18 protein-coding genes are annotated in these 15,706 nt (G+C 53.3%); 10 read left to right on the top strand and 8 right to left on the bottom strand.

Features of this window, described 5'->3' with window-relative positions:
* The first annotated feature begins 30 nt into the window (after positions 1-30).
* From NST96_RS05725 to NST96_RS05715, 3 genes are read left to right on the top strand one after another with little or no spacing between them, the layout of a single operon-like run.
* Entirely contained in the window at positions 31-1,044 is a 1,014-nt protein-coding gene (locus NST96_RS05725) for a TAXI family TRAP transporter solute-binding subunit (protein WP_122958440.1), read from the top strand.
* 7 nt (positions 1,045-1,051) lie between these two features.
* Entirely contained in the window at positions 1,052-1,582 is a 531-nt protein-coding gene (locus NST96_RS05720) for a DUF1850 domain-containing protein (protein ID WP_251247295.1), read from the top strand.
* The gene (locus NST96_RS05715; protein ID WP_171505729.1) at positions 1,563-3,524 is read left to right on the top strand and encodes a TRAP transporter permease; all 1,962 of its coding nucleotides are present in this window, start codon (positions 1,563-1,565) and stop codon (positions 3,522-3,524) included. The genes NST96_RS05720 and NST96_RS05715 overlap by 20 nt, the downstream gene beginning before the upstream one ends.
* Before the next feature lie 178 nt (positions 3,525-3,702).
* Here NST96_RS05715 and NST96_RS05710 read toward each other — a convergent pair whose 3' ends face one another.
* Positions 3,703-4,821, bottom strand: a complete 1,119-nt coding sequence (locus tag NST96_RS05710) for a cation:proton antiporter (protein WP_342405723.1) — start codon at positions 4,819-4,821, stop codon at positions 3,703-3,705.
* Positions 4,822-4,989: 168 nt separating this feature from the next.
* Positions 4,990-5,847 (bottom strand): S1-like domain-containing RNA-binding protein, encoded by an 858-nt coding sequence (locus NST96_RS05705; protein WP_228006766.1) that lies wholly within the window; start codon positions 5,845-5,847, stop codon positions 4,990-4,992.
* Positions 5,848-6,208: 361 nt separating this feature from the next.
* Here NST96_RS05705 and NST96_RS05700 point away from each other — a divergent pair, with 361 nt between their 5' ends.
* Complete coding sequence (locus tag NST96_RS05700; RefSeq protein ID WP_003391064.1) at positions 6,209-6,988, top strand: undecaprenyl-diphosphate phosphatase; 780 nt, start codon at positions 6,209-6,211, stop codon at positions 6,986-6,988.
* 171 nt (positions 6,989-7,159) lie between these two features.
* On the opposite strand, the gene NST96_RS05695 is transcribed toward NST96_RS05700, so the two are convergent.
* Complete coding sequence (locus tag NST96_RS05695) at positions 7,160-7,366, bottom strand: hypothetical protein (RefSeq protein WP_003391063.1); 207 nt, start codon at positions 7,364-7,366, stop codon at positions 7,160-7,162.
* A gap of 56 nt (positions 7,367-7,422) precedes the next feature.
* Positions 7,423-7,785 carry a toprim domain-containing protein gene (locus tag NST96_RS05690; protein WP_024985408.1) on the bottom strand — a complete coding sequence of 121 codons (363 nt, stop codon included), beginning with the start codon at positions 7,783-7,785 and terminating at the stop codon, positions 7,423-7,425.
* 165 nt (positions 7,786-7,950) lie between these two features.
* On the opposite strand from NST96_RS05690, the gene NST96_RS05685 reads away from it, so the two are divergent.
* The 6 genes from NST96_RS05685 to NST96_RS05660 all read left to right on the top strand — a co-directional run bounded on the left by NST96_RS05685 (position 7,951) and on the right by NST96_RS05660 (position 12,887).
* Positions 7,951-8,112: a hypothetical protein gene (locus tag NST96_RS05685; RefSeq protein ID WP_003391057.1), complete on the top strand. Its 162-nt coding sequence runs from the start codon at positions 7,951-7,953 to the stop codon at positions 8,110-8,112.
* 264 nt (positions 8,113-8,376) lie between these two features.
* Positions 8,377-8,847 (top strand): MFS transporter, encoded by a 471-nt coding sequence (locus NST96_RS05680; RefSeq protein WP_342405718.1) that lies wholly within the window; start codon positions 8,377-8,379, stop codon positions 8,845-8,847.
* Positions 8,826-9,620, top strand: a complete 795-nt coding sequence (locus tag NST96_RS05675; protein WP_342405716.1) for a hypothetical protein — start codon at positions 8,826-8,828, stop codon at positions 9,618-9,620. Before NST96_RS05680 ends, NST96_RS05675 begins: the two co-directional genes overlap by 22 nt.
* 125 nt (positions 9,621-9,745) lie before the next feature.
* On the top strand, positions 9,746-11,083 hold the full coding sequence (locus NST96_RS05670) for an ammonium transporter (protein ID WP_031932125.1): 1,338 nt from the start codon (positions 9,746-9,748) through the stop codon (positions 11,081-11,083).
* On the top strand, positions 10,983-12,143 hold the full coding sequence (locus NST96_RS05665; RefSeq protein WP_003391050.1) for a DUF294 nucleotidyltransferase-like domain-containing protein: 1,161 nt from the start codon (positions 10,983-10,985) through the stop codon (positions 12,141-12,143). Before NST96_RS05670 ends, NST96_RS05665 begins: the two co-directional genes overlap by 101 nt.
* 12 nt (positions 12,144-12,155) lie before the next feature.
* Positions 12,156-12,887 (top strand): exonuclease domain-containing protein, encoded by a 732-nt coding sequence (locus NST96_RS05660; RefSeq protein WP_024985405.1) that lies wholly within the window; start codon positions 12,156-12,158, stop codon positions 12,885-12,887.
* Between the two features lie 79 nt (positions 12,888-12,966).
* On the opposite strand, the gene NST96_RS05655 is transcribed toward NST96_RS05660, so the two are convergent.
* The 4 genes from NST96_RS05655 to NST96_RS05640 all read right to left on the bottom strand — a co-directional run bounded on the left by NST96_RS05655 (position 12,967) and on the right by NST96_RS05640 (position 15,572).
* Positions 12,967-13,440 carry a YbaK/EbsC family protein gene (locus NST96_RS05655; RefSeq protein WP_003391046.1) on the bottom strand — a complete coding sequence of 158 codons (474 nt, stop codon included), beginning with the start codon at positions 13,438-13,440 and terminating at the stop codon, positions 12,967-12,969.
* Positions 13,433-14,149 (bottom strand): MOSC domain-containing protein, encoded by a 717-nt coding sequence (locus tag NST96_RS05650; RefSeq protein ID WP_024985404.1) that lies wholly within the window; start codon positions 14,147-14,149, stop codon positions 13,433-13,435. The genes NST96_RS05655 and NST96_RS05650 overlap by 8 nt, the downstream gene beginning before the upstream one ends.
* A gap of 31 nt (positions 14,150-14,180) precedes the next feature.
* Positions 14,181-14,981 carry an NAD kinase gene (locus NST96_RS05645; RefSeq protein WP_003391042.1) on the bottom strand — a complete coding sequence of 267 codons (801 nt, stop codon included), beginning with the start codon at positions 14,979-14,981 and terminating at the stop codon, positions 14,181-14,183.
* Positions 14,982-15,122: 141 nt separating this feature from the next.
* Complete coding sequence (locus tag NST96_RS05640) at positions 15,123-15,572, bottom strand: NUDIX domain-containing protein (protein WP_003391040.1); 450 nt, start codon at positions 15,570-15,572, stop codon at positions 15,123-15,125.
* Positions 15,573-15,706 lie beyond the last annotated feature (134 nt).

Raw genomic sequence — 15,706 nt, 5'->3', positions numbered from 1 at the left:
AACAGATATTTTAAATAAGGGGGAATTTTCATGAAAAAACGCAGTCTCCTTCTTTCTCTGACACTGCTTCTGACCATGTCTTTGGTCACAGCCTGTGGCGGCGGTGGCGGAAACAACGCCCAAGGCGGCAATGGTGGAAGCACCGGCGGAAGCGGTGGCGGAAGCAACGATCCTTCCCAGTTGATCATCGCAACCGGCGGTACCGGCGGAACTTACTATCCTCTGGGCGGCGGTATGGCTGACCTGATCGGCAAAAATGCCGGCGTAACCGCTACGGCGCAAGCAACTGGAGCTTCGGCTGAAAACATCCGCCTCATTCGCGACAAGAAAGCTGATATCGCTTTCACGCAAAGTGACATCGCCGATTACGCCAGCAAAGGCGAAAATATGTTCCAGCAAGATGGCAAAATCGATGCATTCCAGGCGATGGGCGCTCTCTATAACGAGACGATCCAAATTGTTGTTTCCAGCGACAGCAACATCGCAAGTGTAGCTGACCTGAAAGGCAAACGCGTATCTGTAGGCGCACCTGGAAGCGGTACCGAGATGAACGCACAGCAAATTTTGGAAGCATATGACCTGAAGTTTGACGATCTGCAACTGCAGCGCCTCTCCTTCGCTGATTCTGCGAAAGCAATCCAGGACGGCAAACTGGATGCGGCATTCCAAACTGCTGGAACTCCAACCGCTGCGATTACCGAATTGGCTGCGACCAAGGGCGTAAAAATCATCCCGATTGACGCAGACAAGATCGATGCGCTGATCGCAAAATATCCGTTCTATGTAAAAACAACAATTCCGGCCAACACGTATCAAACGGTTCCGGAAGAGATCAACACTGTTTCTGTCAAAGCCATGCTCGTTATTCGCGCTGACCTGAGCGAAGATCTGGTGTACAAAGCGACCAAAGCGATCTTCGAAAACACTGACAAGCTCGGCCATGCCAAGGCAAAAGAAATCACCATTGAAGAAGGACTTGCTGGCGTGAGCTTGCCTGTACACCCTGGCGCGAAGAAGTTCTTTGAAGAAAAAGGCGTAAAGTAATTACCCTATGTTTCTGCAAACGCAAGTAGGAACCGGGAAAGGGCGGACGTCGTTCCGCCTTTTCTCCTTACTGTGTCTCATCGCTGTGCTTTCCCTGGTTGTCATCCCCTTCTTCCCGTCTCTGGTCATCCGCGACACGGAGACAAACCGGCCGATCTGGAGCGGCCGCATCGAAGAAAATGGCACATTTTCCATACGTTGGACTCATTCCATTCACCGCACGCCCGTGGTAGAGACCTACCTCATCCGAGACGGGCACATCCTTTTATCCGAAATGTCTTTTCAGGATTACGGCATTGGCATGGAAAGCGAACTTGCTCCCGGAGAAAAGCTGATCAGCCAAGACGGCCAGTTTCGCGTTGTCAATATGAATCGCGCCTTCCCTGCCTTGCACCTGTTCATCGGTCAGGTGAGGGCTAATCATACACTGCTTTTCGCTGGAAGGGAAATACCGCTCGCAAGCGTCGACAGGCCGGGAGCGGCCGTTACCATTCAGGTGGAGAAGCATTCCATTTTGAATGAGATTGGAGGGTACTAGATTGAGCACACAAAATATGAGTCAGCAAGAGATGGACCAGCTAATTGCTCAGTACGACAAGGAATCGGCCGTACGGAATTACATCGGCCCGATGAAATGGATTACCTTTTGTCTGTTGGTTTTGTTTACGGTTTATCAGCTAGTCAGTACGATCTTTTATGCCCTGCCCCCGCAAATCCACCGTCCGATTCACTTGGCCTTCGGTCTGGGTTTGATCTTCTTGTTGTATCCGCTCAGCACGAAAAGAAATAACCATAAGATTGGCATTTTCGGAATACTGCTGGCAGTCATCGCCTTTGTCCTCCCTCTCTATTGGGTATACGATTACGAGGGACTGGTCGTACGTACGGGGAACTTTACCACGCTCGATCTGGTAATCGGCGGTATCGCCATCGTACTCGTACTGGAAGCGGCTCGCCGCGTTGTCGGACTTCCGATCGCCATCATCGCCTCTCTGTTTTTGCTGTACACATACTTCGGTCCGTATATGCCCGGTTTCCTTGAACACCGCGGAAACGATGTCGACCGGATCGTCGGCCACTCGTTCTTTACGCTGGAAGGGATTCTGGGCACACCGCTTGGCGTATCATCTACGTTCATTTTTCTGTTCATCCTGTTTGGGGCTTTTCTTGAAAAGACTGGCGTAGGGCAATACTTCAACGATCTCGCCCTCGTCGTCGCTGGGCGCCGCATTGGCGGACCGGCAAAAGTGGCGGTCTTCTCCAGCGCTCTGCAAGGAACGATCAGCGGCAGCTCGGTCGCAAACGTAGTGACTTCGGGGTCCTTTACGATTCCCATGATGAAACGCCTCGGCTACCGCAGTGAATTCGCCGGTGCCGTCGAAGCCGCTTCATCTACTGGCGGACAGATCATGCCGCCAATCATGGGGGCGGCAGCCTTTCTGATGTCCGAGTTTTTGAACAAGCCTTACTTCGAAATTGCCAAAGCAGCTGCACTTCCAGCCATTCTCTACTTCACCGGAGTTTGGATCATGACCCACCTGGAAGCAAAACGCCTCGGCTTGCGCGGGCTGAAAAAAGAGGAATTGCCCGATAAAAAAGAAGTATTGAAACGGATTTACCTGCTTTTGCCGATTTTTGTGATCATCTTTACCTTGATGAGCGGTGTTTCACCTGAGATGTCCGCCATTATCGGGATTGCTTCTACGGTTGTCGTAGGCGCCTTCCGCAAAGAGACACGCATGTCTATTTCCGATATTCTGGAAGCCTTCGCTTCCGGCGCCCGGACGGCGTTGGGGGTAGTTGCCGCTACCGCTTGTGCGGGAATCATCGTAGGTACAGTCACCCTTACCGGTATCGGTCTCAAACTGGCAAACGGTCTGATTGATATGGCAGGCGGCATTCTCTTCCTGACCCTGTTCTTCACGATGATCGCTTCGCTGATTCTCGGTATGGGTACGCCAACGACAGCCAACTACATCATTACGTCGACGATCGCAGCACCTGCCTTGATCCAGATGGGTGTTCCCGATCTCGCCGCTCACATGTTTACGTTCTACTTCGGTATCGTTGCGGACATTACGCCGCCTGTCGCCTTAGCGGCCTTCGCCGCCGCCGGCTTAGCCAAATCAAAGCCGATGCAGACCGGGGTACAATCGACAAAGCTGGCGATCGCCGCCTTTATGGCTCCGTACATTTTCGTCGTCTCACCGCAATTGCTGTTGATTGATACCACCTTTATGGAATCGCTCTGGGTAATGATTACTTCTGTACTCGGCATGATTGGTGTCGGTGCCGGAATTATCGGTTTCTGGATGTCCAAATTGAATCCGTTGGAGCGCATCCTGGCAGCAGCCGGCGGCATTCTGGCTGTCATTCCTGGATTGACCACGGACATTGCCGGTCTCGCTCTTCTGGCAGCAGTCTTCGCTTATTCCATTTACAAAGGGCGTAAAGAAAAGCAGGTTACTGCATCTGCCTAAAAAGCGAATAAACCAACTGCATGTTTACGAAAAGCGGGCTCCTCTTTTAGAAAGGGGGCCCGTTTTTCGTATCAAGTTGAGCATAAATGATCAGGTCTGGCAAAGCTTGATCATCAGCAGCCGTTTTTTATCACCCCGGCATTCTCTCAGGGCTTCATTCTCTACGGCCTTCACTTTCTCATGCCTTGAAAAACGCCTTCATCATCGGCGGGGTTACCACCGTTGTTACTAACACAACGATCACGATGACCGGAAACAACTGCTCCGCCAATAGCCCGCTTTCCAATCCGATTGCGGCAATGATCAATGCCACCTCGCCTCTGGAGACCATCGCCGAGCCTATGCCAAATGAGCTTCTCCAGTCAAATCCGGCAAAAAAGGCGCCGACAGCCGAGCCAAGCAGCTTTGTCAATATCGCCAAAAGGCTGAGCGCTGCAATGACCCATATGTAGCTGCCAAGTCCTTCGACCGCGATCCCGATAGACGTAAAAAAAACAGGTACGAATACCGAGTAACCAATCGTTTCCACCTTTTCGAACACTTCATGCTTGTAATCGGTCAAGCTGATCGCCACTCCCGCGATATAAGCTCCAATAATATCTGCGACACCTGCGTATTCCGCCAATGCGGCATAGAGAAAACAGATGATCAGGCCTGCCGAAATCACCGCTTCTGTCACGCGGAGAGGGGCAAATCTTCTTAGCAGCCAGGGAACGGCGATCCAGCCCAATAAAATGGCGACCACAAAAAAACCTGCTTTTTTGGCAATCAGCATGCCCAGGTTCACTTCGCCGCCCGCCGCACTCATGAGAAACGCCAGGATGATAATGACCAGAACGTCATCGATTACAGCGGCACCCAGAATGGTCATGCCTTCCCTGGACTTTAATTTGTCCATCTCTTTAAGGGCTTGCACGGAAATGCTGACACTTGTCGCTGAGAGCAGCAGTCCGAGAAAGATCGCTTCGAATGTCGACATATCCAGAAACAGTCCGGTTGCGTACCCCAGCGACAGAGGGACGATGATTCCGATAATCCCCACATAGGCGGATGCCTTGCCAGTCCGCTTGAACTCGTCAATATCCGTCTCGAGGCCAGCGAGGAACATAAGCAAAATAACGCCGATTTCGCTGAGCTCATCGATAATTTCTGTGCTTGTAATGATGCCCAAAACAGCAGGGCCGAGGATAATCCCGATCAGAAGCTTTCCGAGAACCGATGGCTGTCCGATTCTGGCAGCGAGATCACCGGCTATTTTCGATGCGAGCAAAATAATCGCCAGCTGAAAGATAATCATGCGTACGACCACCACTCCTCCATGCCTAGCTTTTGAAATCGGGACCATTATTATGTCCAGATTCAGCTATCGAGACTTGGCAAATACAGCAATAGGCAACGCCGCGATTCCAAAAGAAAACGGGCTCCTCTTTTAGAAAGGGGGCCCGTATCGTGTGAGATATGTTTTTCAAGAATGAGGCGGTGTGGGGATGTCCACCAGTCTCGTCCATCCATTTGCCTGCTCTACTCTCCGCTCTTTCATCAATTTTCCCAGCGCTCGTTTGAAGGCGGATTTGCTCATGCCAAACTTCTCCTTGATGACATCGGCAGGCGTATCATCTGTGTACGGCATAGCGCCATCCCGATTGCTCAAATACTGAAGCAGCTTGTCGGCATCTTCTCCGTACTGCACTTCTTTGCGAACGCGCATCGATCCGTTGATCCGTCCGTCTTCGCGAACGTAGCTGACTCGGCAGCGGATGGACTGGCCCAAGCGGAGGGGTTCTGTCATTTCGTCCCTGTGAATGAACATGACGTGCTCTTCCTCGGTGAATAAAAACGCCCCGGCCGCAATTACTTTGTAGACTGTTCCCTCGACCCACTGATTGTGCATCTCGCTCGTCGCTGGTACCGAGATTTTGGTGATTTCTTCCTCTGTGACCGGCTTGGCCAAAAGGCGCCCCAGCTTGTCCCGCTTCAATGTGACCAGCAGCCTGTCGCCGATCCGCGGCCACTCCGCCTTCAGCTTGGGCAGATCATCTGTGAACAGGAGCAAGTGCTTTTCGATGCCGTTGTCCAAAAATACGCCCATCCGCGGCATAATATCCACTACTTCCAGCCAGCCGTATTCATTCAAGCCTACATAGGGCATGTCCATGGTGGCCGCCAGCCGATTCTCGTGGTCATGATACAGAAAAACCTCTGCTGTGTCGCCTATGGAGAGCCTTCCTTCCGCTTCTCTGCGGTGGAGGAACACTTCATCTTCTCCGGCTCGCAGAAAGTAACCCGGCTCGATCTCCCTTTCCACGGTCATGGTCAAGAGCATCCCTGCCTGCAATCCGGCGGGAGGCGTGTAGGCCTTCTTTTTTGCCGCTGAGCTGATCAGCCTGCCGCTCAAATCGCGCAGCGGCCGTTTATTTCGTTGACTCCGCTGGTCTGGACGATTCCTTTGATTCCTTGGGTTTCGTTGGTTCATTTTCGTTTATCCTCGCTTCCGTGCATGTGCACCCTAACTATACCTATTTTCCTTTGGTAAATTCCACAACTTTTTACAACAGACAAGCACGATCCAGTGAAAAGAGGCAAGTCTCCCTTTTTCCCACATACATATGGTGTACAAGGGGGCAGTATTTTGTCCTTTTCCCCCTAACAACAATGTACATGTAAAGGATGGGAGCGAACAGACGATGTTGGTTTTGCTTGAGCATATTTTTCTCGGAATCGTACAGGGCTTAACCGAATTTTTGCCGATTTCCAGTACAGGCCACCTGGTTTTGTTCCGGATGCTGTTTGATATGCAGGAAGCCGGGCTGCTGTTTGATACCATGCTTCACTTTGGCACCCTCATCGCGGTGGTGATCGTCTTTTGGTCCGAGGTTCGACACGTTTTATTGAATCCGACCGGCAAGCTGGCACGATTGCTGTTCGTCGGAACGATTCCTACGGCCGCCATCGGTCTTCTTTTTGAGGACTTCTTTGAAGAAATATCACGGACTGGTTTGACGATCGGCTGGGAGTTCCTCGCTACTGGAGCGATCCTGTGGGCGGTAGAATCCATGCGCAGAGGAACCCGCACCTTTGAACAAATCACCTACGCCGACGCCCTGATAATCGGAACGCTGCAGGGTGCCGCCATTTTGCCTGCCATCTCCCGTTCCGGACTGACTATCGCAGGATCACTGATGCGCGGGATTGCCCGTGCGGATGCGGCCCGTTTTTCGTTTCTCCTGTCGCTCCCGGCTATTTTGGGGGCATCGGGTTTGCAAACGGTGAAGCTGATAAAAACTCCACTGGAAACAATCGATCTCATACCGATGATTGTAGGAACGGGATTTGCTGCAATTGCCGGCTATGTAGCCATTCGCTGGATGCTGAAAATTATCAGCAACGGTTCGATGAAGGGCTTCGCCGTCTACGTATGGATACTGGGAGCCGTCATCCTTGCCATGCAATTCATGGGACATTGATCGGACAGACAGGTGGCCGTGTAACAGGGTCCGACCTGTCTGTCCGACCGCCATGCAGCGCCGCCACACAGCCTTGCAACGGATCGAAACCGCATCAAGCGGCCTGAAAAACGGCATCAAAACGGCCTCGAAACGGCATGAAAAAAGCCGGCCCTAAGCCGACCGACTCCTTCATTTGCTTTCTTCCCTGTCGTCATAACGGCTGGCGACCAGTTTGGCTACAAGCAGGACAATCCCGTAAAACGCCGTGGCTAACAGCGAGGTAGCGAGCCAGGTCGCCGTTCCCAGAAACAGATACAGCAGTGCGTGAGCGGCAAAGATGCCGATCAACCAGACGAACACATTCATTCGGTTTATAAAGGACGCCAGGCTGTGCAAACTACGACACCTCCAACAAGAGCATCTCTTGTTGTTATTGCCGTTCCCGACTGAAGTTATCCCCGCCCATAATCACTTTCCTCATTTCCCCCAACCACCGAAAAGCCCGCCCGCTCGAGGATGTTTGCCAGCACGTCCAGCGGAGTGTGCGCCACCTGGGCGTAAAGTGCCTGGGTATGCAGGTGAGTGGCATTCGGAAAATCCTCCTGCAACTGGGAGCGCAATTTCTTGCCGCTGTCATCCTCGTCCGTAAAGATGTAGATCTCTTCTTCCTCTTCCAATTGCTCTTCCAGATGGGCAGCTTTTTCGGCGCTGTATGACCCGTACGTACAGACGATCAGGACCGGCTCCGCCAATACTTTTCGGAGCCTTTCCCGGTCTGTTTTTCCCTCGACGATAATAGCCCGTTCGTGATCCATCCCGGAGGCCTCCTTTCCCGGTTGTTCCACAAGTTATTTTATAGACTTAGTATACCTTACTTGTGTAAAGCGGGAGCGATATTGCGGCAAAAAGTGGCTGAGTAACGAGGTGATCGGGATGGAAACGTAACAGTGAGATGAACCCCGGAAAGGAATGAGTGCCACATGGCAAAGTGGAAAAGCGCGAAAAACCTGAACCAAAAAGGCTTGGCAGTCACGGGCTTGACGAGCAGCACAGTAGCTGACGACACGCATACAGAAGACAATCAGGGCCATTCCAAAGCGCATAATCAAGCGGATCGTACAAACGATAATCGTCCCATGTAGCAGGGACTGCTGGCTGAAGGAGCCTGACGGAACCTGAATAAACCGATCATAAGCAAAGAAGCCTGCTATCAAACAGGCTCCTTTGCTTTTTCATAAATTACCGCCGTATAGACGCGGCTTCACCCACCTATGCCCAGCAAGCGAACCGTGAATAAAAAGCGATGAGCAGCGTCTGCGGATATTCCTTTACTTTATCTAGGCTGCCTGCTATTCTGATCTGGTAAAAATATTTTGTCTGAATATTCGCAGGACGGAGAGATGGGTGTGGAATCGTCAGCATTGTGGAAAAACCGTTCGTTTCTGCTGCTGTGGCTGGCTCAGCTGACTGCCAATATCGGCGACCAGTGCTACAGCTTTGCCTTGCTGTGGTATCTCTTGCAAGCCACCCAATCAGGGACAGCGCTGAGTCTGCTGGCCATCCCTGAAATGACAGCGGGCTTGTTGTTCTATTTAATCGGAGGCGTACTGGCGGACAGATACAATCCTCGTTCGCTCATGGTCGGAGCTGACCTGGCCCGCATCAGTGTCGCTGTCCTCGTTGGAATCATGACAGCACTCGGCGTCAAGCAGTTCGCTTTTTTCCTGGCCGCCCAATTTTTGATCGGTGTTTTCTCCAGCCTGTTCCACCCAGCTCGTACGGTCGCATTGAAGGCAATCGTCCCTATTGAACAGTTAAGCCGTTCCAACGCCATCCTGGATACCACCTTCCGACCGTGCGTATCGCCGCGCCAATGACGATCGGTGTAATTGCAGCGTGGGTGCCCTTGTCCACCCTGTTTTTTATCAATGCGTTTGCTTATCTGCTGTCCGCATGCTTCCTCTATGCCCTGGGGAAAATCCCGCGAAGCGGTCAGGAAACGGTGACGAGCCGTTTATCTGCGGGGCAGTACATTCGCGACATCGGATATGGCTTAAAAGAGCTTCAAACCAATCGCTTGTTGTTCGTTATCCTGCTATTCAGCAATATGGGCTTCCTCGTCTGGCAGGTGTGCTGGAACGTAGGATTTCCTTTTCTCGCAAACGAGATGGGGCAAGGCGACAGCAGTATGCTCGCAGTCCTGATCGGCTTCTACGGGATAGGAAATCTGCTGGGCAGTCTCTTTATGGCCCGCCTCCAGTATCAGCGCCACCTGCTGGTCATCATCGCCGGTTGGCTTGTTCAGGCGGTCGGATTTCTTCTGCTGACGCAGGGGCTCGCCCTCCATTGGCTCGCTTTTTTGGCAGCCGCCATCGCGGGCGTTGGCGGACCTTTGATCGGAATCCCCACCGTTACCGCCATCCAAACAAAGGCGGCCGATTCCAACACCGGCAAAATCTATGCGCTGAATATGCTGATGTTCACCGGATTTTCCATGCTCTCCAGCAGCATGGGGGCCCTGTGGCTCGGAACATGGCCCGTCAAAGAGCTATTTTTCGCAAGCGGATTGTTCCTGGCCATTATGTGTGCGCTCGGATTGGCACTTGAGCGGAAGGCCAGACAGGACAAACACCAGTCATTCTCGGCATGAGCCGGGGGCTGGTGTTTTCTTTTTGCAGTTTTCAGAAAAAACGGATTGCATTCTTTTTTCTTATGTCATATAATCTGACACAAATATACAATGTCAGATAAACTGACATAAAAGGAGTGGAAAGGATGGAACCGACATTCGCTTCTCTTGCCTCTGCGATTGATGCTACATGGGTCATGGTCGCAGCCATACTGGTAATCTTGATGCAAGCCGGCTTCGCCCTTTTGGAGGCAGGCTCGACCCGGATGAAAAATGCCGGCCACGTAGCAGGAAAAACCGTGCTCACCTTCGGACTTTGCACGCTTGCGTTTTGGGCCCTCGGTTTTGGACTTACCTTCGGAAACGGCAATGAATTTATCGGGCTTGGCGGATTTTTCTTCGATCCCTCCGGCGAAAACGCTGCTGATTCCTTCAGCAATGCCTTTGCCGCCGACATTCCCATCTCCCTCTTTTTTCTGTTCCAGCTCGCTTTCGCAGCCGTGTCGCTGGCCATCGCCTGGGGCGGCTTTGCCGAGCGGGCAAAGCTCTCCATTTACGTCATTTTCAGTTTTTTGTTTACCATTGTCATTTATCCGGTCATCGGCCACTGGGTATGGGGCGGCGGCTGGCTGGCAGAACTCGGCATGCAGGACTTTGCCGGGTCTACCGTTGTTCATCTCCAGGGTGCCGTTGCGGCTCTGGCGGCCACCATCCTGCTGAAACCGCGGATCGGCAAATACAACCGAGACGGCAGCTCCAACCCGATCCCCGGACACAACCAGGTGTACACCGTACTTGGCGTGATTCTCCTCTGGATCGGCTGGTTTGGATTCAACGCCGGCTCGACACTGGGCAGCACCTCGGGCTTTTTTGCGTATGTCGCATTGACGACCAATCTCGGGGCTGCCGCCGGGGCTGTTGCCGCCATGGCGATCGCCTGGTCCGTCACGGGCAAGGCGGATATTCCGACCATGCTGAACGGCGTCATCGCCGCACTCGTAGCGATTACTGCTTCCTGCGCATTTGTGGAGCCTTGGGCCGCCGTAGTCATCGGTTCTGTGTCAGGTATTCTGACATACTTTACTGCAATCTGGTTTGACAGAAAAGGAATTGACGATCCGGTTTACGCCTTTTCCGTCCATGGCGTGGCGGGTATCTGGGGGACATTGTCCACTGGATTCTTTGCCACTCCCGAATTAGTCGAACAGGCAGGCGTAGGCGCTCCCGGCCTGTTTTACGGCGGCGGCTGGCACCAGCTCGGCGTTCAGGCGCTTGGTCTGGTCGGGTCCCTCTTGTACGTCTTTATCGTTTCGTATGTCATTCTGGCAGCCTTAAAAGCGACTATCGGCCTGCGAGTAACCGAGGAAGAAGAGGTGATCGGTCTTGACCTTAGCGAACACGGGGGATACGGATATCCCGAGCTGCTTCCCGCAGAACATATCTCCTCCTTCAAACGAAACGGCTCTCATTCTCTCACCCGATGATGTCCACCGGATCAGCGAAGCCTCTACTTTTCGCGAGCTTGCCCTCCTGTGCGGGGAGCTGCTGGAAACGTCGCGGCTGGAGGGCATCCGGAGAGCTGCCGAGCTGGCTCCGTTTGCCGTACTCGTCAATCTCATCCACGAGCGTCTGATCCGGCAGGGTGTTCTCCTCGCCGTCCGACAGCTGGCAAAAATGGGCGTAGGTACCCCGCCCGTCCCCTTTGCCTACCTGCAATTCGGCAGCGGCGGCCGGTGTGAACAGGCAGTCGCAAGCGATCAGGACAATGGACTCGTTTATCAATTGCCGCATGGCTTATCGACAAAAGAACGGGAAAATATCGAAGGCTATTTTCATCTTCTGGGAGCCGTCATTGTACAGGGGCTGGAGCAGGTAGGCTATCCCCCCTGCCACGGGAATGTCACATGTGTCTCCGCCCGCTGGCGCGGAAGTACGGAGCAATGGATGGAGCGCCTGGAGCACTGGGCCTCTCACCCTACCTGGGAACATTCCCGCTATCTCCTTCTTTTCAGCGATGCGCGCGTCATTTGGGGGGAGCCTTCCGCCTTCGCCACCGTTGCCGGTTATTACCGGACCCTGCTTACCAACAATCCTCTTCTGATCGAAAGGCTGGTGAGCAATACGCTGTACCATCGCATCCCGCTCACCTGGCTTGGACGGCTGGCGCCTGATCAGAGCGGACGGTATCAGGGGGCCGTCAATGTAAAGGAGGGCGTCTATCTGCCTTTCGTCAATTGCGTCCGCCATTTCTCCCTCGCCCATGGAATTTACGTCACCTCAACGCTGGAAAGACTGCTTGCGCTGCGTACGCGCAGGATTTGGCCAGAAGCGTTTTGCCGGGATGTCGAACAGCACTTCCGCTTGTTGATGGGACTTCGGCTGATCACCCCCTTGCATTGGAGAGACGGGCAATACGGCAGCAACAGCTATGTCAAATTGGGGGAGCTGTCCCAGGACACTTTGGCGATGCTGCGCCGGGCGATGAAGCTGGCCTTGAAGCTGCACGGGAAGACGAAGAATCTGCTCGATGTCTATCGTCAATAGGGGGGCACCTGCATGGCAAAATGGAATGGCCTCGGCCGCTTGTGGCACCTGAGCGGCCGAACCTGGGGAAAGGGAGTTGCTTCCTGGTGGGAAAACAGCGGAGATCTGGGGGCACATGCCTTTCTGCGTTTTTTGGAAAGAGAACAAGAGCACGCTCGCAAATGTATTGATCTGCCGCTTGCCAATCTGGAGGTCGTCGTGGTGGATCTGGAGACGACTGGCTATGATCCTGACCGCGGTGATGCGATCTTGTCTATCGGCGCCGTTGCCATGCGAGGTGACCGGCTTGTACTGGGCGATTCTTTTTACAGTCTGATCGACCCTTGCCGTCCTATCCCGCCGCACGTCTCCTCGCTTACCGGCATTCGCGAGGAGATGGTGCGTTCGGCACCCGATTTGGCTACCGTGCTGACTCGCTTCTTCCAATTCGTCGGCGACCGGCCGCTGGTCGCCCATCACTCTCGCCACGAACGCAATTTTTTGCGGGCGGCGCTCTGGAAGACGAGCAGGCGGAAGTTTACCCATCGCTTGCTGGACACGATGCTGCTCATCCGGCTGTCGGGCGAGGTGATTGGCAACGGATCGCTGGACGCTTTATGCGCCAGACACAATATTGTTATCTCCCGGCGGCATCATGCTTACTGCGATGCGTTCGCTGCAGCCTCGCTCTGGGGAATCTACTTGTCGCTAGCCCGCCAAAACGGATATACGGATTTGCGGCAGGTCTATGAAGCATTGCGCTAAAAAGAGGGACCGCTCTCGTCTCACACCCAGACACGAGAGAAGGTCCCTCTGCTTTTCAACGTCTTAAAACATACACTTGTTACTCGGCAGACTGAGCGTCAATGACCCGGGCTCCCGTCATCTCGACGAGAGCTTGAAAAGAGACCGGCAGCAGCGATTCCGCAATCCCGGCAGCCGTATAGACGACCGGAAACCGCTCCAGAGAGGAGTCGACGAACACCGGCACCTCTGTTTGCAATGCAAACGGGCAGACCGCCCCCACCTGAAAACCGGTTATCTCTGCTACTTCATCAGGCGAAGCCATCTTCGGCTGACCGCCTTCCAGACACTTTTTTACCCGCTTGGGGTGAATTCTCACGTCGCCTGCCGCCACAAACAGTCCGTAGCGGTCACTGCAGCGGAACAGGATGGATTTGGCAATCTGGCCTGCCTCCACACCCAATGCCTGGGCTGCTTCCTCCGTTGTGTTCAGCTTCTCCTGAAAGATCAGAGGTTCGATAGCGGGATCATATTGTTTTACAAAACGGGACACGCGTTCCAATGGATTAGACATAAAATACAACATCCCCTTCGGTCACTTGCCCCGGTCGAACGACAGACGCATACACCCCGAAATGATTGTCATGCCGTTTTACGCAAGTTTTTAATACAGCCGGATTCATCTGGAGCGTATCCGGATCGATGTTGACATAATGGCAGCGCTCACAGTGCTTGTTTACCTGCAGGACAACATCGTTGATCTGCAAGTGCTTGCCGATCCATTCGTCCTCGGCAAACGGACGGTCTTCGTCCAATGCGACTACCAGATTGGCCCGGAACCGTCTCGGATCGATACTTTCCCAGCCGATCAGTCTGGCGATTTCCCTCAGGGAAGCGTCCGTCACCAGCAGGATATGGTCTTCCCAGTTCTTCCCGCCTTCTTGCGGCGTGCTCATCAACGGCGTGATCTGGCGATTGGCAGTACGCGCGACATCAGCGAACAGCGCTTCCTCCCAGCCGTACTCCGCCCCATTCGGCGTTTGAATCCGCACCTCGGGATAGGCGTCTTCACCAGACTCGCCCAGCAGACGTGCTGAATACCCGAGCAATCCGGGGATGATATCCGCACTCAAGTATTTTCCGTTGCGGGATTCGTCCAGAAAAGCATATCCTCTGTCACCGTACAAGCCGAATCTGTCCACCAGGCTGGTCTGAAGCTGCTCGCCTTTCATCGCCTTGACAGGATGACGGAAAATGTTCGTTACTGCCCCGACTCTCTTCATCCCCATACTCCTCCCCACAAGCGTTCTTTTTTTATCCGGTGATAAACGATTTTCTCACCCGACTCCAGAAGGTGAGCTTCTTATACCTGGCAAACTTCACTTTCTCTCCCCCTACCCGACAAGTAATCGAGCGGACGTCTTTCCATACCCCTTGCTCCCTGTCCAGCCCAATCATGATCTCCGGGTTCATGACAATCAATTCTACTTCGTGATGATTGGGCAGGACGAGCGAGCTGTTTACCGTCCGATAAGCCTGATTGTTGATAGAAGCAATCTCCGATAACTGAATAGCCTCGATAGAAGGATGCACCAGCGCCCCGTTGACTGCTTTGTTGTAGGCGGTACTGCCTGACGGAGACGAGACGATCAGGCCGTCTCCGCGAAAGGTCTCAAACTCATCCCCGTTTATGTACACACAGGCAACCAACGTAGAGAGCGAGGCATTGCGGATCACCAATTCGTTCAGCGCCCATTTGTCATAGGTGATGCCCTGTTTGGTATGAATCCGGCATTGAACCGTCGGATATTCGACGATAACCGGCTCCGTACGCTGTGTCAGCACCTGTACGAATTCGTCCAGCTCATCGGGGTGCCAATCCGCGTAAAAGCCCAAATGACCGGTATGAATGCCGACATAGGCCGGTTCAAAGCCGTATTGGTGGACGGCCTCCAGAAGCGTTCCGTCACCCCCGATGGACAACACCATATCCGGTTTTTCTTCGGGACTTTCGACGAAACGAAATGGACAGTCCGGCTGCAGCAATTTTTCCCGCAATTGACGGCAAACTTCCCTTGTATAATCATCTTTCCGCAGTACGGTAGCTATTTTCATGGTGCAAACCCTCGCTTTACATAGAACAAAAAGCCTCTTCAAAAAGGCCCTTTGGATATCCTCATCTTGATTTGTCGTTACTAGCCTACGCTCGCTATCACTATATCACAGCTGATGCCGGGATGCATGTTCTTTCCAGCTTTACCATCGGTCTGTCGTGTATTGCTGTCGGCAAAATTCCTGAAGCCGCCGTTTTGTCGCCGGCGTCAGCTCCTCGGGAAGCCCATCCCACGTAAAAAAGCGCATTTCCTCTACCTCGGGGTCACTCGTGTCGCGTTCGTGCAAACGGTATTCCCCGACATGAAAAAGGGCAATGTAATCCCGTTTTCCTTCTCTTTCGCTGTAATACAAATGGCATAGCGACAGCGACTCTGCTTCTGCGCGGCACTCTTCCCACAGCTCGCGTCTCGCCGCATCGGCAAATGATTCCCCTCGCTCGACACCTCCCCCTGGCAAGTACCATCCCTGGACATAGGTGTGGCGAACCAGCAGTACACCCTTGTCCCTGTCTGTCACGATGATGCGCACTCCCAGTGTCAGAGGCTTTCTGAGACGCCAGTACCATCTAAGCAGCGAATGATACCATGCCACGGTCCTCCACACTCCCTGTCTTTGAAAACTTGCTTTCATCTGTCACCATTTTACATTACCTTTCTTCTCCCTGCTATGCGGACAGAAGCAACAAAAAACGTCGGGCCCTTGGAGAAATCGTCACATCGAACAAG

The organism is Brevibacillus sp. FSL K6-2834 (genome assembly GCF_038592925.1).
GTDB lineage: Bacteria > Bacillota > Bacilli > Brevibacillales > Brevibacillaceae > Brevibacillus > Brevibacillus borstelensis.
The sequence above is the reverse complement of the archived record's forward strand: the minus strand, read 5'-3'. Positions and strand labels throughout refer to the sequence as shown.